Here is a 20,907-nt window from a genome sequence, read left to right as displayed (position 1 = left end):
GTAAAAGGCTTAGAGAGTGATGGTTAAAGATATTGATTCATCACTCTCATTATTTATTAAGCATGGATATTTACACTAACACTTGCCTAGTCGTGGCTATGTAGTGATGAACCTGATCCTCAATTTTAGAATCAACCATGGTTTCTGGACCACAATCATTAGGGCAAGCCATTTTTGGTGTAGTACCAAAAAGTCGGCAGATTAGTGGACGCTCATCGTACACTTCGCAACCATTCGGCCCTAAGTGGACGCAATTAAGCTCTTCTAAAGCTGCGTCATGCTCTGCATCCGATTTAACTGGTAGGCGTAACATTTCTTCCGAAGAAGCTGTGACAGGCCCGCAACAATCGTGACAGCCCGGTTTGCATTTGAAGGTCGGAATTCGCTCACGTAGTCGTGCAATAATGTCTCGGTCATTGGTCATGTGTTTCTGCCTTTGGGTCGCTGTTTTAGTATTATTGCTGATATCTTGAGCTTAATTTTTGCCCGAATACCTCGTAAGCTTTCTGTAAATCACTTTATCTCGTTGATTAATGGTGTAACTTATCACATATAAAATAGTTGATAAAAGTAACGATTATTGGCAGCACATTATTAGAGTTGGAGTTTATGCAGGTATTAGAAGCATTGTTTGAATGGGTTAGCTTTCACTGGGTAACTATTATCGTCGTGTTGCATATTGGTTTGTCTGTTGTGACATCCTTGCATGTGCTGCTGTTCAAAGAAAACGAACGTACTTCTCTTGCTTGGATAGGCCTGGTGATATTTTCGCCTGTATTAGGCAGTTTGTTTTACTGGTTATTTGGCATAAACCGCATTAGGCGTATAGCAAAGAGAGAGCATCCTCAAACGCTCAAGCAAGATTTCCGCTATAAAGAGGATTGTATAGATTTTCATTGCCTACCTGAAAACTGGCATTCCTCTGTCATCGCGGGGTACGCTATTCATCCAGTGAATTATGTTGATGATAATAGTATTGAGCCCCTTGTTAACGGCGATAATGCTTATCCAGCGATGATAAAATCGATTCAAGCTGCAAAACATCACATAGTTTTATCAAGTTATATTTTTGATTACGACTCACTTGGACGTCAATTTGTTAACGCACTAGCGCAAGCGCAGCAGCGTGGTGTGTTAGTGCATGTTTTATTAGATGGCATTGGAGTGGGTTACAGTTGGCGTAAATCAGATAGGGCATTAAAGAAACGAGGTGTGAGAACAGCACAATTTTTACCTGCGATTTCGTTTACAAGCATTCGTTTTATTAACCTAAGAAACCACAGGAAAATACTCTGTGTTGATGGTGAAGAAGCTTATATTGGTGGCATGAATATCAGTAAAAGTAATCTGGTTAAGTCTGCAAAACACCCGATTGATGATGTTCATTTTAAGGTGACGGGCCCTGTTATTGATCAAATTAGCCAGGTTTTTATAGAGGACTGGTTCTTTGCTACAAGAGAGTTGATTCAATTTCCTTCCTATAGCCCAAGCACTCCGAAGGTAAAAAATGATAAATCTGTTGTCGCTAGAGTTATTCAAGATGGCCCGGATGAACATCATAACAGGATACGTTGGACACTAATTAACGCACTCGTTTGTGCGCAGAAAAGCGTTAAAATCATCACTCCCTATTTTATTCCAGACCAAACATTAATGACGTCTCTTCATGCCGCAGCTTTGCGTGGCGTGTCTGTTGAAATTATTGTGCCTGAGCACAGTAATATTCTATTTGTAGATTGGGTTATGGAAGCCAATTATCCAAGAATTATAGAGCATGGTATAAAAATATATAAAAATAAGCGGCCGTTTGATCACAGTAAAATAGTGCTTATTGATGATGTCTGGTCATTCATAGGTTCAACTAACTGGGATGCCAGAAGTTTAGAGTTCAACTTCGAAATCAATTTAGAGTGCTTTGATACGAATCTGAATGGGCTACTGACGGAATTATTTGAGTCCAAAAAATTCAACGCTGAAGGTGTGCTAGAAGAGGATGTTCGAGGGTTATCCATCTACAAGAAAATCCGTAATAACCTATTTCGTTTGTTTTCTCCGTATTTGTAATGCGAACAATTGTTCGTTGTCGTTATCATTTTTTAAAGGCTATTTTTTATGATGAAAAGTCGTTATAGCACTGTTGAATCGTTAAAAATAATGGGTAGCGCTTCGAAACAGGTGATAGGGCCAAACATCAAAGTGTTATTGTGGAATGTATTTAAATGCAAACGAAAGGGCTGGCAGAGCGATTTTGCTTCCCTCATTGATAATAAAGATTTAATTTTATTGCAAGAGGCTATTTTAAATTCCCCCTTTGATGGAATGTTCAATCATTCTTCGCAACATCAGTGGATTATGGCAAGCAGCTTTAAAAACGTAAAATCTAATATTGAAACGGGTGTTAAAACCGGATCAAGCGTTGTGGCAAATAAGCATTTTTTTTCAGCATCTACTCATAGTGAACCTATTACTAAAACTAAAAAAATGGTGTTGGCGACCGAGTATCCGTTAGCAAATACAACAGAATCTTCCCTTGAGCAGTCGTTGCTCGTTATCAATACTCACATGATTAACTTTGTTTCTTTCGAAAAATTCAGAGCGCATCTTGACCAAGCTTTTCAGGCTCTAGAGCATCATAGTGGTCCGATATTATTGGCCGGTGACTTTAATACTTGGAACAAAAAAAGAATGCAGTATTTTGATGAGCTAGCTATTTCATGCTCGTTAAAAGAAGTGGATATCACTCGCCAGCCAAGGTTAAGTCATTTATTTCGTCATCTTGATCACATTTATTGCCGTGGATTAGGCGTTGTAGACGTGCATGTTCACACAGATATTCATTCTTCTGATCATTACCCAATCAGTTTGTCACTTCGTTTCGCAGGTGATTAGCTTTTTATACAGGCTAATCATTGTTGGTTTTTTACGCATTATCTAATAGTTTACTCAAGGCTTGTAGGCGGATGGATACTTCCTTTCTGTCCAAGTCTATTAGTTGCTGTTGCTCTAATCCATGTTCGATCATGAGCTTTTGATGACGGACAAAAGACCAATGAGTTGCATGACTTGCTTGTTCAGCAATACAAATCAAACCTTCTAATTGACGCAAACGCACTGCTAGGCACGATTGTGAATATTGGCGAATTTGGTCAAAGGCGATATTGGCTAGGGTTTCAAATGATGTCGTTTTGTAGGTTACTCGTTCTACTCCTTTCTCATCATAGGTGATGCCTTCAGGGAAGTTTTTTTGAGTCAAATCACAAATCGCTGCGGTGAGTTTATCTATGCAGGCGATAGCCGTGTATGGATCATTTATCCCAGGTGAAAGGGCTCTTAAGGCTATTTCAACAAGTTGGTGAACGGCAAATTCAGGGTCTTGTAATGGTGTGCGTTTTGGACCTAAGGTAAAACATTCGTGCAGTATTTGTTCGTCTTTTGCTGGGAATTGTTTGATGTCACTTGTCATAACAACCATCCGGTTTACCACAAAGTCCCCTGGATTGATTAAGATATTCATGTGGCCATCTAGTTTGCTCATTATATCGGTGAGGTCAGCATAGTTGATGGTTTGAATATAGCCACATGAATGGCTTCTGAATTGGTTTTCTTTGTTTCTATCTTTTGTTTGGTTTGCTGCCAAAATTTTGTTTTGATTTGTTGAGGATCTTGTTTCTTCTTCCTCTTTTTGCAAATTAAAAATCTGATCGATGCTGTCTTTTAGTTCGGTATAAACGTTGTCTATGACGCTGTCAGATTGCAGATTGAGTGCAATGTGATGAATAAAATAAATGAGCAAAAGAATACCGCATAGCGTCATGACGATAGCGCCAGCAATAGTAAGACCCGGAAGGAAAGCTCCACCAGCAAAATCATCGGTTGTTCGAGCCAAAATTAGGCAGTAAATAAATAAGGAGATAAAAACACCAAGTACGACTTGGGTGCTTGAGTCTTCCATAAAGTTACGAATTAACCTTGGCCCAAATTGTGACGAAGCGTTGGTAAGAGCAACTATGGTAATCGAAAAAGTGATACTTACTACCGTCATCATGCTGCTAGCCACTGTGGTGAGGAGATCTCGAGTGATAGCAGCATCGGCATGGTATAGAAAATTTAGCCAATTTAACGAGTTTAGACCCGCGTATAGATCAATAAACAGTAGTAATGTGCAGCTTGAAATAGTGAGTGATAAAATCAGACATGGGGTAAACCAGAAGCTGGTTTTAACCGCATCGTATATTTTTAGTATCTTGGTGTTTTTTATTATCGATAATTGCAAAAGGATACGTCCTTGTGTGTTGTTGAAAATTGGCGGCTACTGACTCTTTTCGTTTGGCTCGCCAGTTTTTAGTAGTTTTAGCAAGTCTTCTCTTTCTATGCTGCCTTTTAGTGCTAAGTCTAGTTGGTACTGATATTCGTCATTCCAGTCTGTCGTTCTTGGGCTGAGCTCAGACAGGTCTCGCATGGCCGATTTCATAACCTTCAGATAAGCCTGAATATTTTGTTCTTGATCGACTAAGATATTTTTTAATGCTGTTGCGCTACTGTGTCTTAGATAAAGCTTAAGCACATCGGTTTGTTCTTCGATCGCTTTTATTTTGGCGTCTTGCTTAGAAAGTGATTGCTCAAAATTTGAGAGTGCAGCACTTTGCTCTGTGATCTTTTCGTTGGCTAGGACGTCTTCTTTTGAAGATTGGACAAGAAAGTAAGTGACGCCAGAAGAAGCTGCGACGCTAAAAACAAAGCATAGAAAAAAAGCGATAATAAGCATAATCTGCTTTTTTTTGGGAGCCTCTTCCTGAGGCTTTTTATCATCATTAGGTTTTGATGGCATGGTATTTCCTTTTTATTCTGTTCATGTGTCGAAATTAATAGTGTGCTTGTTTGGCTGTAAAGGACAAGGCTTTTATTATCTATGATTTACCGAATAGTGATGGTGCCCCTTTTTATACGTATTCAATAGTTTAGTTTTTTCCCTAGTACACGTAAAATACACACGGATTATTACACGTGAGTAATAACCTACTAAAATAGTCAGGTAAATACTTGATCAAAACAGTAGGTTTTGTGTACTATTTACCCTCACTGAATAATTTTAATTGGATAGCTTATGCGCCTGACAACAAAAGGTCGTTATGCGGTAACCGCCATGCTTGATCTGGCATTGCATTCGGATCAAGGGCCAGTGTCTTTATCTGATATTTCGAGTCGACAAGGGATATCGTTATCTTATCTTGAACAACTGTTCTCCAAGCTTCGTAAAAAGTCATTGGTTAATAGTGTAAGAGGTCCCGGTGGTGGATACCGTCTTAGCCGTTCGAATCATGATATTTTTGTTGCGCAGATAGTCGATGCTGTTAACGAGTCCGTCGACGCAACAGGTTGCAGAGGACGAAGTGACTGCCAAAGTGGTAATACTTGTCTTACCCACCATTTGTGGTGTGATTTAAGTGATCAAATACACGATTTTTTAAATCAAATTAGCCTCGATCAACTCGTACGTCGAAATGATGTGCGCCAAGTTGCTGAACGGCAAGAATTCGAAAGCCGACAACGTTGTCTTGAAAATGACAAAATTAGCGCGGCCATTGTTGATTAAATAGAGAATAAATTAGTAGAGCTTAATGCGCTGATTCACAGTGCGTTAGTGACTATAATTGAGTGAGTTTTTATATGACTGAGCAGATAGATAAGGCGCTGGCACGGGAATACGAAGCGGGTTTTGTGTCTGATGTAGAATCAGAAACATTTGAGCCCGGTTTGGATGAAAATGTAATCCGACGTATTTCTGAAATGAAAGGCGAGCCTGAATGGATGCTCGAATGGCGCCTAAGTGCATTTCGTGAATGGTTAGAAATGGAAGAGCCTGAATGGGCATTGGTTGACTATCCGAAAATAGATTTTCAGTCTATTTCTTACTATTCAGCTCCAAAAAGTATGAAAGATAAACCTAAGTCTTTGGACGAGGTTGACCCTGAATTACTGCGTACTTATGAAAAACTTGGCATTCCTCTGATAGAGCAACAAATGTTGGCCGGCATCGCAGTTGATGCGGTATTTGACTCTGTCTCTGTTGTGACCACATTCCGTGAAAAGCTTGAAGAAGCCGGTGTTATTTTTTGCCCGATTTCTGAAGCACTGCATAAATACCCAGATCTTGTTAAAAAGTACATTGGTAGCGTTGTTCCGAAGAAAGACAACTACTATGCGGCGTTGAACTGTGCTGTCTTTACTGATGGTTCTTTTGTTTATATTCCTAAAGGCACTCGCTGCCCGATGGAATTGTCTACTTACTTCCGTATTAACGAACAAAATACCGGTCAATTTGAGCGTACTTTGATCATTGCGGATGAAGGGAGCCATGTCAGTTATCTTGAAGGCTGTACTGCACCTCAGCGTGATGAAAATCAGCTGCATGCTGCCGTTGTAGAATTGGTTGCTATGGATAACGCTGAGATAAAATACTCAACGGTTCAAAACTGGTATCCAGGTGATGAAAACGGTAAAGGCGGTATTTACAATTTTGTAACCAAGCGCGGCATTTGTCATACCAATGCCAAAATTTCTTGGACGCAAGTAGAGACAGGTTCTTCTGTTACTTGGAAGTACCCAAGCTGTATTTTGAAAGGCGATAACAGTGTTGGTGAGTTTTACTCGGTTGCTTTGACGCGTGGTCGTCAGCAAGCAGATACGGGCACTAAAATGATTCACATTGGTAAGAACACCAAGTCCACCATCATTTCTAAAGGTATCTCGGCAGGCCGAAGTAACAACAGTTACCGTGGTCTTGTTCGTATGAATCCAGGTGCCGAAGGCGCACGTAATTTCACACAGTGTGATTCTTTGTTGATTGGCGATCAGTGCGGAGCGCACACTTTCCCTTATGTGGAAAGCCGTAACCCTTCTGCAATTATTGAGCATGAAGCAACGACGTCGAAGGTCAGTGACGAGCAGATGTTTTTGTGTCGTCAGCGTGGTCTTGATCCCGAAAAAGCCGTATCCATGATTGTGAATGGCTTCTGTAAGGAAGTATTTAAAGAATTACCAATGGAATTTGCCGTCGAAGCGGGCAAGTTACTAGAAATAAGCCTTGAAGGCTCAGTAGGTTAAGGAATTATTAAAGATGTCGAACACGAAAAGTTTGTTGACGATAAAAGATTTGCACGCCAGCGTTGAAGAAAAACAGATCATCAAAGGGTTGGATTTAGACATCAAACCAGGTGAAGTACACGCGATCATGGGGCCAAATGGCGCCGGTAAAAGTACGCTTGGTTATGTTCTATCAGGTCGTGATGGTTATACTGTAGACAGCGGTAGTGTGACGCTTGATGGTGAAGACTTGTTGGAAATGGAGACAGAAGACCGTGCTCGTGCTGGTTTATTCTTAGCGTTCCAATACCCTGTCGAAATTCCTGGTGTAAGCAACTTAGAATTCTTAAAAGCATCAGTTGATGCGCAGCGTAAAGCACGTGGCGAAGACGCCATTACTTCTGCTGATTTTTTGAAAGAAGCCAAAGCGGCTTGTAAGCAAGTTAACTTGCCAGTGGCTTTCTTGAAGCGTGGTGTTAATGAAGGCTTCTCTGGTGGTGAGAAAAAGCGTAATGAGCTAATGCAAATGTTATTGCTTAAGCCAAAGCTTTGCATCCTAGATGAAACCGATTCTGGTTTGGATATCGATGCCTTGCAAGTGGTTGCTGAAGGCGTGAATAGCCAACGTTCTGCTGATCGTAGCTTTGTTGTTGTAACGCATTATCAGCGTCTTTTGGATTACATTAAGCCTGACTTCGTGCATGTATTGTCTGACGGTAAAATCGTTAAGAGTGGTGATGCTTCCCTTGCACTTGAGTTAGAAGCTCAAGGTTACGCTTGGTTGCAGAAAGAGCCGGCTGAAGACGAACTTGAGGGGTAATTCATGAGTGAATGGTTAGAAAGCGCCATTGCTCGAGCGCAAGGTATCAATGATTGGCTTGCTCCAAAGCGAGCACACGCACTTGAACTTTTAGCAAATACCAAATGGCCAACACGTAAAACCGAAGCGTGGCGTTACACGCCACTTCGCCCGGTAGAGCGTACGCAAGCTAAAGTAATAAGCGATAAAGTTGATTTGTCGCCAGTTGCCATTGCGGATTTATCGGCTATTGAATTGGTATTTGTAAACGGTCAGTTTGATCAAGCTCAATTAACGAAAACGTTGCCTGAAGGTTTGTCTATCTCCTTAGGTAGCGATTTAGGTTTGGCTGAACAAACTGATGCGCTAAGTGTTTTTTCAATGATTAAACCTGAGCGCCATATCTTTGGTCTAGTAAACGATGCGCTGGCACAAGATGTTGTCGTTGTGACTGTTGCGGAAGGTGTTGAGATTACTCAACCGATTCGTATTAGTTCTTTGCTAAGTCAAGGTGCAGAATCTCATACACGTGTTCAAGTTGCTCTGGCGGCGGGTTCGCGATTAGTCGTTATTGAAGATGTGCAAGCACAAGGCGATAGTTTAAATACGGCATTTGTTGAATACAATGTGGCGGCCAATGCACGTCTAGAACATTACCGTTTTGCACTGCAAACGGGTAGCAACGTTGCTATTGGTGGCAGTCATTTTAACTTGCATGACCATGCGAAAATGAACAGTACAATTGTTGGTTTTGGTAGTGACTTGTCTCGTTTGGATACAGATATTATTCATGCTGGTGAGTTTGCTGATGCCAAGTTAAATGCCATGTATTTGCTGGATGGTAAAGAGCTGTTTGATCTTCATGCGACCGTTGAACACGCTAAGCCAAATGGCAAAACTGAAGAAAACGTTCGCTGTATCGTCGCGGATCGTGCGCGTGCGGTATTTAATGGCCGTATTCATATTCACCGCGATGCACAGAAAACCTTGGCAGAGTTAAACAACCGCAACTTGTTGTTATCCGATAAAGCCGAGATTAATACCAAGCCTGAGTTAGAGATTTACGCTGACGATGTGAAATGTGCTCATGGTGCAACGGTTGCTCAGATTGATAAGCAAGCTCTGTATTACTTGCAGACTCGCGGTGTTAGCCGTTCGAAGGCGCAAGTTATGCTTAACTTTGGTTTTATTAACGAGCTGATTGATTTAATGCCAAATGCAGCGTTAGCGGAGTGGATTCGTCCGATTATCCGTGAACGTTTTGCGCAGATGGAAGTGAAATAAGCGAGAATCGAATGAGTTTTGATGTAGCGGCTATCCGCGAGCAATTTCCGATTTTAAAGCGCGTCATTGACGGTAATCCGCTTATTTATCTCGATAATGCAGCGACAACGCAAAAACCACAGTGCGTGATTGATGCTTTGGTGGATTACTACACGACATGCAATTCCAATGTGCACCGTGGTGCCCATCGTCTTGCGGATGAAGCCACGCGTCGTTTTGAAGACGCACGCGACATCGTAAAAGACTTTATTAATGCGCCGAAACGCGAAGAAGTCATTTGGACTACTGGCACAACTGAAGCGATTAATATTGTCGCAAATGGTTTGGGTTCTTTGTTGTTACCGGGTGATGAAGTTATTGCTACAGGAATGGATCACCATGCCAATCTTGTGACTTGGCAGCAAGCATGTAAAGTGTCTGGTGCGACTCTAAGAACCATTCCAGTGACGGATGCTGGTGAATTAGATCAAGCTGCTTATGATGCCATGCTAAATGAGTATACTAAGTTTGTCGCTTTTCCACATGTTTCTAATGCATTGGGTACAGTGAACCCGATTAAAGAAATGACGGAGAAAGCAAAAAAAGTTGGTGCTTGGGTTTTAGTGGATGGCGCTCAAGGTGCCGCTCATGGTCATGTAGATGTGCAGGATATAGGTTGTGATTTTTATGCCTTTTCAGGTCATAAAATTTATGGGCCGATGGGTGTTGGTGTGCTTTGGGGTAAAGAGTCTGTTTTATCGACTTGGCCTGTTTGGCGCACCGGTGGCGAGATGATTTCCACCGTGACTTTGCAAGACGCTACATGGAATGTCTTGCCTTATCGCTTTGAAGCGGGCACGCCAAATGTGGGTGATGCCATTGCTATGGGTGAGGCGATTCGTTGGTTTAGCGCCTTGGATCAAGACGCTGTTGCGGCACACGAAAAAGCCTTGCTGGATCATGCCACAGAGCTTGCTGAGCAATTCGAAGGCTTAACCATTATTGGTACTGCCAAAGAAAAAATTGGTGTGCTGAGCTTTGTAATGGATCAAGGGCATCCTGCTGACATCGGTTTTTTGTTAGACCGTCAGGGGATTGCTGTTCGTACTGGTGATCATTGCGCGCAGCCTTTGATGGCGCGTTTTAATGTTCCTGGTACTGCGCGAGCTTCGTTCGCGATTTATAATACATTAGAAGAAGTTGACGCTTTGTTTGCGGCACTGAAAAAAGTGCGAACAATGCTGGCTTAGGAGGTTTCAATGACAGTAACAACGTTTGATCCTGTCTCTAGCGTGTCTTTAACCGCTTCTGCACAGAAATATTTTGCCTCTAAGTTGACAAAGCAACCAGGCAAGCTGATTCGATTAAGTACCAAAGAAAGCGGATGTACGGGCTTTTCCTATGTACTTGATATTGTTGATGCTGCTTTAGAGAATGACACTGTTTTGGATTTTGGCAATGTCACCCTTGCGGTTGATTCGCAATCCACTTCCATGCTGAAAGGCACTGAGATTGACTTGGTACGCGAAGGCGTTAACGAAGTTGTGAAGTTTAAAAACCCTAACGTTGTAGCCGAATGTGGCTGTGGCGAAAGCTTTAGTGTGAGTTAACTTCATGCAAAAAATGGTAGTAACACAGCGCCCTTGTCCAGCTCGACGAGTGCCAAGCGGTGAACCAGTTAGTATTCCTGAAGGTCAGTTTATTACGATTAATCAGAGTTTGGGCGGTAATTACACTGTTACGTGGCAAGGTAATATGCTGCGTATAGATGGAACTGATGCTGAAGCAATTGGTCAGCAACCCGAGGTTTTAGATTTTGAAGATCTCGGTACGGGTGACATTAGTGAAGAGCAAGTCTGGCAAGCGCTAGACACAATTTATGATCCAGAGATTCCGATCAGCCTAGTATCGTTAGGCTTGGTGTATAAAGTGAGGTTAGATCAAGATTCAAAAACTGTTTTGATCGATATGACATTAACGGCGCCAGGTTGCGGAATGGGGCCTGTGTTGGTTGGTGATGTTAAGTATCGAGTGGCGAAAGTGCCAAATGTCGACTCAGTGAAAGTTGATTTGGTATTTGATCCACCTTGGGCGCGAGAAATGATGAGTGAAGAAGCTCAATTGGAAGCGGGTCTTTTCTTTTAATGGCTTTCTTTTGATAGCTTCGGTCATTCATTAAAATCGAATACAATATGAAACGGCCTTGGCTTTTAGCCAATGCCGTTTTTGTTTTAATAGGCTTAGTGCAAAAAGAGGGTAGTCATGGCTTTACCTAGTACAGAAGACATCGTAGACGATCTGTCGTTTTTTGACGATTGGGAAGATAAGTACAAGTACATTATTGATTTGGGTAAATCTTTGCCAGCATTTGATGATGCGTGGCGCACGCCTGAACGTTTGGTAAAAGGCTGCCAGAGCAGTGTTTGGATTCAGCCAGGCAGTGAGCAAGATGCCATAAAGGGCGAAGTGCTGACTTTTTCGGTAGACAGTGATGCCATTATTGTTCGTGGTTTACTTGGTTTGGTGTTGGCAGCATTGGATCATAAAACACCGCAAGAAATTTTAGATTTCGATATTACAGCGTATTTCGAAGAGCTGGATCTTGAAAGGCACTTGAGTCCAACTCGTGGCAATGGTCTGCGTTCTATTGTGGGTCGCATAAAAGGCATCGCACAGGCTGCCGCTTAACTTTTTTAATTGTAAAAAAGCAGCCGTTTAATTTTTATTGGAGAGCTTTAAATGAACACCCCGGTTTACCTAGATAATTCTGCTACCACGCCAGTTGACCCAAGAGTGGCTGAAAAAATGATGGCGTGTTTAACGCAGGACGGCAACTTTGGAAACCCGGCTTCGCGTTCGCATCTTTTTGGTTGGCGTGCGGAAGAGGCGGTAGAAGAGGCTAGATTGCAGGTGGCTAGTTTAATTAAAGCGGATTCTCGTGAGATTGTTTGGACATCCGGTGCGACAGAAGCAAACAACTTGGCGCTGAAAGGTGTTGCTCATGCTTATCGCCAAAAAGGCCGCCATATTATTACTTCGATGATTGAGCACAAGGCGGTTTTAGACCCTTGCAAGCAGCTTGAAAAAGAAGGCTTTGAAGTGACTTATTTGCAGCCTGATGTTCATGGTGTGATTTCACCTAATCAGGTTGCAGAAGCGCTTCGTGAAGATACAATTTTAGTGTCTTTGATGCATGGCAATAATGAGCTTGGTGTGCTGACGGATATTGCTGCAATTGGTGAGTTAACTCGCGCTCGTGGTGTTTTTCTTCATGTAGATGCGGCGCAAACCACAGGTAAAGTTGAAATTGATGTAAATGCCATGAAGGTGGATTTAATGTCACTGACGGCTCATAAAACCTATGGACCAAAGGGCATTGGTGCCTTGTTTGTACGTCGTTCTCCGAAGATCAAGTTAGAGGCGCAGATTCACGGTGGTGGTCATGAGCGTGGTATGCGCTCTGGCACATTGGCAACGCATCAAATCGTTGGTATGGGTGAAGCGTTTCGTTTGGCGGGTGAAGAAATGGAGCAGGATTGTGCTCGTATCAAAGCTTTGCGCGAACGTTTGTGGTCGTCTTTGACTGAGTTATCTGGCGTGCACCTTAATGGTGACTCAGATAACCGCGTTGCCGGTGTGTTGAATGTGGGGTTCTCTGGTGTTGATGGGGAAGTGTTGTTGATGTCTTTGAGCGATATCGCAGTGTCTTCTGGTTCAGCTTGTACTTCCGCTAGTCTAGAGCCGTCTTATGTTTTACGTACGATTGGTTTGGCTGATGATCTGGCGCATAGCTCCTTGCGCCTTTCTGTTGGGCGCTTTACTACCGAGGAAGAGGTGAATTTTGCAGCCGAAACTATTAAAAACGCAGTGAGCCGTCTTAGATCTGTGGCTTGAGCGTAAGAATTAGTATTTTTATATCTGTTTGAATAAATAATGTTCGTTTGATCATACAATTTTAATGAATTGGTGCGTATAATACGCGCGCTGAACTTTTAAGTCCTGGGCCATGCAAAAGGCATCGCCCCTTTAAATTTAATTTGGAGTTATATCATGGCGTTAGAACGCACTCTATCTATCATCAAGCCTGATGCTGTTGCGAAAAACGTAATTGGCGAAATCTACACTCGTTTTGAACGCGCTGGTTTCAAAATCGTTGAAGCTAAAATGATTCAACTAGACGACGCACTGGCTGGTGGTTTCTACGCTGAGCACAAAGAGCGTCCTTTCTACAAAGATTTGGTTGCTTTCATGACTTCTGGTCCTGTTGTTGTTTCTGTTCTTGAAGGTGAAGGCGCTGTTCTTCGTCACCGTGAGCTTATGGGTGCAACTAACCCTAAAGAAGCTTCTGCTGGTACTTTGCGCGCAGATTACGCAACTTCTATCGATGCAAACGCTGTTCATGGTTCTGATTCTGTTGAATCTGCAACTCGTGAAATTGCTTACTTCTTCGGTAAGTAATTGACAGCTAGGACCTTTATGTCCGATCTGTTTTGTAAAAGCGGGCGCTAGCCCGCTTTTTTACAGAGGCTTCTGAAAAGACTTTTCTTTTCAGAGGCTTTTTTCGTTTACACTTAATGCTACCTACAGCAAGCGACATTGAATTATGACTGACATCAAAAAAGTAAACCTTTTGGGTTTATCCCCCGACAAACTGATTGAATTCTTTGAATCCATTGGCGAGAAGAAATTTCGCGCTACTCAAGTGATCAAATGGATCCATCAAAAGGGAGCGGAAAGCTTCGAAGAAATGACCGATGTCAGCAAGGCGTTACGTGCAAAATTAGAGCAGATTTGTGAGATTCGTGGTCCAGAAGTGGTTTCGCAGAATATCTCTACTGATGGCACGCGTAAGTGGATTATTCGTACTGAAGGGGGTAAAAACGATTGTGTTGAAACGGTTTTGATTCCTGATGGTGATAGAGCTACTTTGTGTGTGTCTTCGCAAGTAGGCTGCTCTTTGGATTGCAGTTTTTGCTCAACGGGCAAGCAAGGTTTTAATCGTAATTTAACACCCGCAGAAATTATTGGTCAGGTTTGGATCGCGATTAAATCGTTTGGCCCTATGGACCCTAATGGTCCTCGTCGTGTTACAAATGTGGTGATGATGGGTATGGGCGAACCATTGATGAACTTTGAGCCTGTTGTTGATGCGATGATCCTGATGATGCATGATCACGCTTATGGGTTGTCAAAGCGTCGTGTAACCTTGAGCACTTCTGGTGTTGTACCTAAAATCTATGAATTGGTAAAACGTACTGATGTGTCATTGGCGATTTCATTGCATGCACCAAACGATGCGCTGCGTAATGAGTTAGTGCCAATTAATAAAAAATACCCGATTGCTGAGCTGCTTGAGGCTTGTCAGTTTTATTTGGCAAACTTGCCAGATAAACGACACATCACGATCGAATATACCTTGATGTCAGGTGTGAATGACAATGAAGAGCAGGCACATGAATTGGCTGAGCTTCTTAAAGTATTGGAATGTAAAATCAACTTGATTCCATTTAACCCATTCCCTCATTCTGGGTATGAAAAACCGTCTAATAATCGCACTCGTCGTTTCCAGAAGATTCTGGCTGATGCCGGTTATACCGTTACAGTTCGAACGACTCGTGGCGATGATATAGATGCGGCTTGTGGTCAATTGGTTGGAGACTTTCAGGACAAAACTCGTCGTAGTCAAAAATACATAGAGTTGCGCGAAGTGAAGAGTTAATCTATTTGAATCATTGATTCTGTATATGACAAGGATGTCGGTATGCGTTTATTGCTATTTTTATTGTATTGTTTGCTTTGTACGTCTTGTGCCTATCAAGTTGTTTCTCCAGACCCGCCTCCTATTTCGGAATCTAAAAAGCTGTCGATTGTTCAGGCGCATCTTTTATTAGGGCAGTTGGGGTTGGCGAAAAAGAAACTGGACCAGATTGATGTTGCTTATCGGCGTCGTGATTATTGGCGATTGCTTAGTTTGTATTGGCTGAGTATTGAAGATTATAACAAGGCACTTTTGGTGCATGAAAAAGCTCTACAGAAGTTTCCCTATGATGATTTTATATGGAATAACTATGGAGTGCTTTTGGGGCTGAAGAAACATTGGGATGAGGCTTGTGAGGCTTTCGAAAAAGCAGGTGAAAAAGGCTTGTCAAAGCGTCAATCAGTGCAAATTAATCTTTCTAGGTGTGCTATACGTCAGAATCAAGTAAATTTAGCCGGAATCTATCTAAAACAAGCAAAAGAAATTGCGGATTTGCCTCTGATTGGTTTGATGACGGAGCTCAATCTTGTTTTAATACAGGGTAGTAATGACAAAGCTCGCTTAATTTTTAATAATATCCAGGCTGATAAAGAAACTGCCCGAGGATCGGTGCATTTTGATGAGTATAACTGTCTGTCGCGGCATTTAATTGCACGCGAAACTGACCCTACACTGTATTCATCTGCGAGTAATTTTACATGCCTGAATGGCTCAAGGTATTGACATGACAACTGAATTTCAAACGGATGCTTCTGTAAGTAAAACAAATATGGACACCATAAATATTGGTAATAGATTAAAGGCAAAAAGATTAGAGCTAGAGTTTGATGAAAGGCATGTTGCTACCGCACTAAAAATTCCTATCGATCAAGTTAGAGCACTTGAAGCGAATAATTTTAAATACTTCCGATCCATAACTTTTGCTAGAGGATTCTTGAAAAGCTATTGCCGTCTTTTAGGGATAGAGCCCTCTGAAATGTTACGCGCATTTGATAGCGAGCGAGAAGATGCAGAGCCAACAATTAAGCCTGTAGATAAGGTAAATAAGCAGACGAACTTTGGCGATCCAATCGTTATATTCATTTCTGTAGTTATTATTGCTGTTCTAGTATTTTTAGTTTTTTGGTGGCCTTCTCAGCCAAGCAAGCCTGTCGTGCCAAATGAAATTAAGAGTGAAGTAAGTGAGCCCACTACTGCACCTGAACCTGCTTCTAATGAATCTCTTATGGATGACTCAAATGAGCCTTTAGCTATTGCTAATGTTTCTAGTTCAAACTCTAGTACGGGTACGGATGTTGCTTCAGGAAATGATGAGCAAGCTGCTAGTGTTCAGGTTGATAAGCCCGCTGACAATGGTGGTGTTGTAACTGGTCTTTCTGCTGAAACAATGGCAATTCTGGAAGAAGCTGGCGTTAGGCCTGAAGATGTTGTTAGAGCAACGGCAGAAGTTCCTGCTGAACTTGTAGCAACGCCGAAAGTACCTTCTTATACTGATGAGGTTGAAATTGCTTTTGATGCAGATTGTTGGACTGAAGTGCGTGATGCTTCGGGTAAAATCCTGTTTTCTGGCGTGAAATCTGCTGGTAGTCAGTTATCACTAACTGGTAAAGCTCCTTATCGCGTCGTATTGGGTTACGCGAAAGGCGTTTCATCTTTGAAATACAAAGGTGAAGTATTCGATTTTTCTTCTTTTACAAATAAAGATTTGGCTCGATTTGAGCTCAAGTAGAGACTCTTATGCATTTTGAATCACCTATAAAACGCCGTCATTCTCGTCAGATCATGGTTGGGAATGTACCGGTTGGCGGTGGTGCGCCAATTAGTGTTCAGAGTATGACGAACACAGAAACTTGTGATGTTGATGCTACCGTGGCTCAGATTCGTGCTATTGCCGATGCCGGTGCCGATATTGTTCGTGTTTCTATTCCATCTATGGATGCTGCTGAAGCGTTCAAAAAAATACGTGAAGCCGTTTCGATTCCATTGGTCGCAGATATTCATTTCGATTATAAAATCGCTTTGAAAGTGGCTGAATATGGAGTCGATTGCCTTCGGATTAATCCAGGTAATATCGGCAATAAAGACCGTATTCGTGCGGTTGTTGATTGCGCTCGAGACAAAAATATTCCCATTCGTATTGGGGTTAATGCGGGGTCTTTGGAAAAAGATCTACAAAAGAAATACGGTGAACCGACTCCTGATGCTTTAGTTGAATCTGCTTTTCGTCAAATCCAATATTTTGATGAGTTGGATTTTCATGAGTATAAGCTGAGTTTGAAAGCATCTGATATTTTCATGACAGTTGAAGCATATCGTAAAATTGCCAGCCAAATAGATAATCCGCTGCATTTAGGGATTACTGAAGCTGGTGGGTTGCGTTCTGGTACAGTCAAATCTTCGATTGGTCTTGGTTTGCTTTTAATGGATGGAATCGGCGATACGCTACGAGTTTCTCTAGCGGCCGATCCTGTCCAGGAGATCAAAGTCGGTTGGGATATGTTGCGTAGTTTGAAGTTGCGTAATCGTGGCATTAATTTTATTGCTTGCCCAAGCTGCTCTCGTCAGAATTTCGATGTTATTAAGACAATGAATGAATTAGAAGAGCGTCTTGATGACATTACTGTCCCAATGGACGTTGCTGTTATTGGTTGTGTAGTGAATGGTCCGGGTGAAGCAAAAGAAGCGGACATAGGTCTTGCTGGTGGTTCGCCGAATAACTTGATCTATCAAGATGGTAAGCCGAACAGCAAAACGAAAAATGAAACGCTTGTTGATGATTTAGAAAGAATGATTCGTAAAAAGGCTCTCCTTAAAGAGCGGGAATTAGCCAATATCATTGTAAAAAATTAAGGATCCATTGTGGCTCGTAAAATTCAAGCGATCAGGGGAATGAACGACATTTTGCCTGATCAATCCTCTGTTTGGTTATATCTAGAAAAAACAGTGGCTGATGTTGTTAAGTCTTATGGGTATCAGCAAATTCGTTTTCCTATCGTTGAAAATACGGATTTATTTAAACGCGGTGTCGGTGAAACAACGGATATTGTAGAAAAAGAAATGTATACCTTTGATGATCGTAATGGTGAGTCTTTGACTTTACGTCCTGAAGGTACTGCAAGTTGTGTTCGTGCTGCGGATCAGGCAGGTTTGTTGTTTAATCAAACTCAGCGTCTGTGGTACACAGGACCGATGTTCCGTTACGAACGTCCTCAAAAAGGTCGCTATCGCCAATTTCATCAAATTGGTGTGGAATCTTTTGGTATGGGGTCTGCTGATATCGACGCTGAGTTAATTATTTTGTCCGCTCGATTGTGGAAAAAACTCGGTTTGTTGGAGCATGTTGAGCTGCAATTGAATACCATCGGCTTGGCGTCTGAGCGTGAAACTTATAAAGCAGCTTTAGTTGATTATTTGACTGAGTTTAAAGATCAACTGGATGAAGATAGTCAGCGCCGTCTAGGTACGAATCCATTAAGAATATTAGATTCTAAAGATGAGTCGACCCAGACAGTACTTAAAGACGCGCCAAATCTAGAGGATTTTATTGGCGAAGAGTCACAAGCTCATTTTGATCTTTTACAAGCTATCTTGAAAGCTAATGGTATATCGTATGTTATTAACCGCCGTTTAGTGCGTGGTTTGGATTATTACGGTAAAACTGTTTTCGAATGGGTTACGACACATTTAGGTTCTCAAGCAACCGTTTGTGCGGGCGGCCGTTATGACGGTTTGGTCGAGCAGCTAGGTGGAAAGTCAACGCCAGCTGTTGGTTTTGCTATGGGGATAGAGCGTTTAGTGCTTCTGCTTGAAACGTTAAACTTGACTCCAGATGAAGCGAAATTTTCTACTGATGTGTTTGTTATTAGTATGGGGGATGATGCAGAGCTTGCTTCTTTTGTTTTAGCTGAGCGATTGCGTGAAAAGAATTCAAACCTTGTCGTTTTGCGCCACTGTGGCGGTGGTAATTTTAAGAATCAAATGAAGAAAGCCGATCGTTCAGAGGCTCGTTTTACGATTGTTTTAGGACAGGACGAGATCGATAGCGGTATTTGTCAGGTAAAAGATATGTCAACGGGTGAGCAACTGCCTCATTCAATTGACGATGTTGCTGACTATATTAATGCCAAGTTGTAATTTGATTTAATGGAGTGTCGCTACTCATATATTTGGCGGCACCTTGCATGAGGAAGAAAAAGTGTCTGAATTAAAGACTGAAGAAGAACAAATCGAAGCGTTTAAATCATGGTGGAAAAAGAACGGCATAATGTTGGTCGTTGTTATCGCTGTTGCTGTTGGTGGTTATTTTGGTTGGCAGGGGTGGAAAACGAGCCAAGCTAACTATACTAGCGAAGCATCTGCGCTTTATCAAAACTTGGTCCAAGCCTCTGCTGATTTAAGTGATGAAAATAATCAAAAAACTGTCGTCTTTATCGCTAAGCAACTTGCCGATGATTATGGTGACACAGGTTATGCAATGTTCGGTCAATTATTCTTGGCTCGTGTAGATGCTGAAAATGGTAAATACGATGAGGCAATTAAGGCATTGGATGATGCTATTGCCAAAACAAAAGATATTTCTTTTGTGGCGATTGCGAATCTACGAGTAGCGCGATTAATGCTTCAAAAAGAGGATTATGCTGGCGCTATGGCTCGTGTTGAAAAAGTATCTGAAGAAGAGTTTGCTGCACAGCAGCAAGAATTGATTGGTGATATTTTAATCTCACAAGGTAAGCGTGATGATGCGCGTATTGCTTATCAGAAGGCTGGTGAGGCATTGGGCGTTGGTGTAAATCATCCATTGCTTGATATTAAACTTAAGGATTTGGTGAAAGGTTAACTATGAGCAAGTCTCTTTTTCTCGTCGTATTGTTTACTGCTTTGATCATTCAGGGTTGCTCTAACTCTCGTCCAGCTTTGCCAGACCTTCCTTCTATTGAAAGTAAGGTTAATTTAAAAACATCGTGGCGGACTGGTGTGGATGGTAATTTTGGTGAGTCTAGTGAACGTTTTAATCTTGTTGCAGAAAACGGTTCGTTGTTCTTTGTCACTGCTAAGGGAACGGTTTACGAACTTGCACAAGAGAATGGAAAGAAAAAAGATACTTTCTCAACTGAATATAGACCTAGTGCAGGTGTGGCGCGCCATGGTGACGTCGTATATTTTGGTACGTATGATGCTCAACTGATTGCCGTTTCTTTAACAAGTAAATCGATATTGTGGGAAAAGACGTTAAGTTCTGAAGTGTTGTCGGAAGGCTCTTATGCTGCCGGTAAATTGGCTATTCAAACTGCTGATGGCTGGTTAAGCGTACTTGATGCTGAAACGGGTGATACTCAGTGGCGTGCGAAAGAAGATTTGCCATCTTTGACAGTACGTGGTACAAGCGCACCAGTTATTGCTGACGGCAAGGTTATTGCTGGTTTTGCCAGCGGTAAGTTGAAAGCTTATTCGCTACAAGACGGTAATTTACTTTGGTCGTATGAGGTCGGTAAGCCTGAAGGGCGTTATGAAATAGAGCGATTAAGCGATATCGATGGTCGTTTAGTAGTAGAAAACGGTGTTGTTTATGCTGTTGCCTACAATGGTACGCTTGCCGCTCTTTCGATTGAAAATGGTCGCCCATTATGGCAGCGTAGTATTCCTAGTTCTGTAGGTGTTGCCGTACGAGGAGAGCTGTTAGTTGCGGTTGATATGACAAGTAAAGTCATTGCGTTGAACGCTAAAAACGGCACCGAGGTTTGGGAAAATAAAGATCTTGTAGACCGAGATTTAATTACGCCAGAATTTTTCCGTGACTATGTTGCTGTGATGGATCGCGGTGGTTATGTTCATTTACTTGATCTAACAACGGGCGAAGTTGCAGCTCATAAAGTAGCTGATAATGGCGTCCCACCAGGTAGTCGCATGGTGGCAAATGACAAGCAATTGTTTATTCTTACGCCGAACTCTAATGTGACGGCATTGAGCTATTGAAATCAGTTTCGATTTCTTTTAGCGATTTTTA

At 42.0% G+C, this 20,907-nt stretch carries 22 protein-coding genes; 19 read left to right on the top strand and 3 right to left on the bottom strand.

Annotation, left to right across the window (positions count from 1 at the left end):
• Positions 1-70: 70 nt before the first annotated feature.
• Positions 71-424, bottom strand: a complete 354-nt coding sequence (locus TY87_RS19895) for a YkgJ family cysteine cluster protein (protein ID WP_100188393.1) — start codon at positions 422-424, stop codon at positions 71-73.
• Between the two features lie 185 nt (positions 425-609).
• On the opposite strand from TY87_RS19895, the gene TY87_RS19890 reads away from it, so the two are divergent.
• Together TY87_RS19890 and TY87_RS19885 are read left to right on the top strand one after the other, a co-directional pair.
• Positions 610-2,064, top strand: coding sequence for a phospholipase D-like domain-containing protein (locus tag TY87_RS19890; RefSeq protein WP_100188392.1), 1,455 nt, complete (start codon positions 610-612; stop codon positions 2,062-2,064).
• Between the two features lie 48 nt (positions 2,065-2,112).
• Positions 2,113-2,889, top strand: coding sequence for an endonuclease/exonuclease/phosphatase family protein (locus TY87_RS19885; protein ID WP_100188391.1), 777 nt, complete (start codon positions 2,113-2,115; stop codon positions 2,887-2,889).
• Between the two features lie 31 nt (positions 2,890-2,920).
• Here TY87_RS19885 and TY87_RS19880 read toward each other — a convergent pair whose 3' ends face one another.
• Complete coding sequence (locus TY87_RS19880; protein WP_157789927.1) at positions 2,921-4,273, bottom strand: DUF2254 domain-containing protein; 1,353 nt, start codon at positions 4,271-4,273, stop codon at positions 2,921-2,923.
• 36 nt (positions 4,274-4,309) lie between these two features.
• On the bottom strand, positions 4,310-4,828 hold the full coding sequence (locus TY87_RS19875) for a hypothetical protein (protein ID WP_100188389.1): 519 nt from the start codon (positions 4,826-4,828) through the stop codon (positions 4,310-4,312).
• A gap of 276 nt (positions 4,829-5,104) precedes the next feature.
• Here TY87_RS19875 and iscR point away from each other — a divergent pair, with 276 nt between their 5' ends.
• From iscR to bamB, 17 genes are all read left to right on the top strand, one after another.
• On the top strand, positions 5,105-5,593 hold the full coding sequence (gene iscR / locus TY87_RS19870) for a Fe-S cluster assembly transcriptional regulator IscR (RefSeq protein ID WP_100188388.1): 489 nt from the start codon (positions 5,105-5,107) through the stop codon (positions 5,591-5,593).
• A 74-nt stretch (positions 5,594-5,667) separates the two neighbouring features.
• Positions 5,668-7,104: a Fe-S cluster assembly protein SufB gene (sufB, locus tag TY87_RS19865; protein WP_072837701.1), complete on the top strand. Its 1,437-nt coding sequence runs from the start codon at positions 5,668-5,670 to the stop codon at positions 7,102-7,104.
• Positions 7,105-7,117: 13 nt separating this feature from the next.
• The gene (sufC, locus tag TY87_RS19860) at positions 7,118-7,903 is read left to right on the top strand and encodes a Fe-S cluster assembly ATPase SufC (protein ID WP_100188387.1); all 786 of its coding nucleotides are present in this window, start codon (positions 7,118-7,120) and stop codon (positions 7,901-7,903) included.
• A 3-nt stretch (positions 7,904-7,906) separates the two neighbouring features.
• Positions 7,907-9,166 (top strand): Fe-S cluster assembly protein SufD, encoded by a 1,260-nt coding sequence (gene sufD, locus TY87_RS19855; protein WP_100188386.1) that lies wholly within the window; start codon positions 7,907-7,909, stop codon positions 9,164-9,166.
• An 11-nt stretch (positions 9,167-9,177) separates the two neighbouring features.
• Positions 9,178-10,395, top strand: coding sequence for an aminotransferase class V-fold PLP-dependent enzyme (locus TY87_RS19850; RefSeq protein WP_100188385.1), 1,218 nt, complete (start codon positions 9,178-9,180; stop codon positions 10,393-10,395).
• Positions 10,396-10,404: 9 nt separating this feature from the next.
• A complete protein-coding gene (locus TY87_RS19845; RefSeq protein WP_100188384.1) occupies positions 10,405-10,755 on the top strand; it encodes a HesB/IscA family protein in 351 nt (116 codons plus the stop codon).
• Positions 10,756-10,759: 4 nt separating this feature from the next.
• Positions 10,760-11,290, top strand: coding sequence for a putative Fe-S cluster assembly protein SufT (gene sufT / locus TY87_RS19840; protein ID WP_100188383.1), 531 nt, complete (start codon positions 10,760-10,762; stop codon positions 11,288-11,290).
• 117 nt (positions 11,291-11,407) lie between these two features.
• The gene (locus tag TY87_RS19835) at positions 11,408-11,833 is read left to right on the top strand and encodes a SufE family protein (RefSeq protein ID WP_012069064.1); all 426 of its coding nucleotides are present in this window, start codon (positions 11,408-11,410) and stop codon (positions 11,831-11,833) included.
• A 51-nt stretch (positions 11,834-11,884) separates the two neighbouring features.
• Positions 11,885-13,039, top strand: a complete 1,155-nt coding sequence (locus tag TY87_RS19830) for an IscS subfamily cysteine desulfurase (RefSeq protein ID WP_100188382.1) — start codon at positions 11,885-11,887, stop codon at positions 13,037-13,039.
• Positions 13,040-13,195: 156 nt separating this feature from the next.
• Positions 13,196-13,603: a nucleoside-diphosphate kinase gene (gene ndk, locus TY87_RS19825; protein ID WP_100188381.1), complete on the top strand. Its 408-nt coding sequence runs from the start codon at positions 13,196-13,198 to the stop codon at positions 13,601-13,603.
• 145 nt (positions 13,604-13,748) lie between these two features.
• Complete coding sequence (gene rlmN / locus TY87_RS19820; RefSeq protein WP_100188380.1) at positions 13,749-14,864, top strand: dual-specificity RNA methyltransferase RlmN; 1,116 nt, start codon at positions 13,749-13,751, stop codon at positions 14,862-14,864.
• Positions 14,865-14,906: 42 nt separating this feature from the next.
• Complete coding sequence (locus TY87_RS19815; protein ID WP_100188379.1) at positions 14,907-15,626, top strand: tetratricopeptide repeat protein; 720 nt, start codon at positions 14,907-14,909, stop codon at positions 15,624-15,626.
• Position 15,627: 1 nt separating this feature from the next.
• Complete coding sequence (locus TY87_RS19810; protein WP_232617188.1) at positions 15,628-16,632, top strand: RodZ domain-containing protein; 1,005 nt, start codon at positions 15,628-15,630, stop codon at positions 16,630-16,632.
• 8 nt (positions 16,633-16,640) lie between these two features.
• A complete protein-coding gene (gene ispG, locus TY87_RS19805; RefSeq protein ID WP_100188377.1) occupies positions 16,641-17,753 on the top strand; it encodes a flavodoxin-dependent (E)-4-hydroxy-3-methylbut-2-enyl-diphosphate synthase in 1,113 nt (370 codons plus the stop codon).
• 9 nt (positions 17,754-17,762) lie between these two features.
• The gene (gene hisS / locus TY87_RS19800) at positions 17,763-19,037 is read left to right on the top strand and encodes a histidine--tRNA ligase (protein WP_100188376.1); all 1,275 of its coding nucleotides are present in this window, start codon (positions 17,763-17,765) and stop codon (positions 19,035-19,037) included.
• A 61-nt stretch (positions 19,038-19,098) separates the two neighbouring features.
• The gene (locus TY87_RS19795; RefSeq protein ID WP_100188400.1) at positions 19,099-19,740 is read left to right on the top strand and encodes a YfgM family protein; all 642 of its coding nucleotides are present in this window, start codon (positions 19,099-19,101) and stop codon (positions 19,738-19,740) included.
• Between the two features lie 2 nt (positions 19,741-19,742).
• Complete coding sequence (bamB, locus tag TY87_RS19790) at positions 19,743-20,876, top strand: outer membrane protein assembly factor BamB (protein WP_100188375.1); 1,134 nt, start codon at positions 19,743-19,745, stop codon at positions 20,874-20,876.
• Positions 20,877-20,907 lie beyond the last annotated feature (31 nt).

The organism is Marinomonas sp. BSi20584, from assembly GCF_002792415.1.
GTDB lineage: Bacteria > Pseudomonadota > Gammaproteobacteria > Pseudomonadales > Marinomonadaceae > Marinomonas > Marinomonas polaris.
Note: the sequence above shows the minus strand (reverse complement) of the source record. Positions and strands in the feature narration are given on the sequence as shown.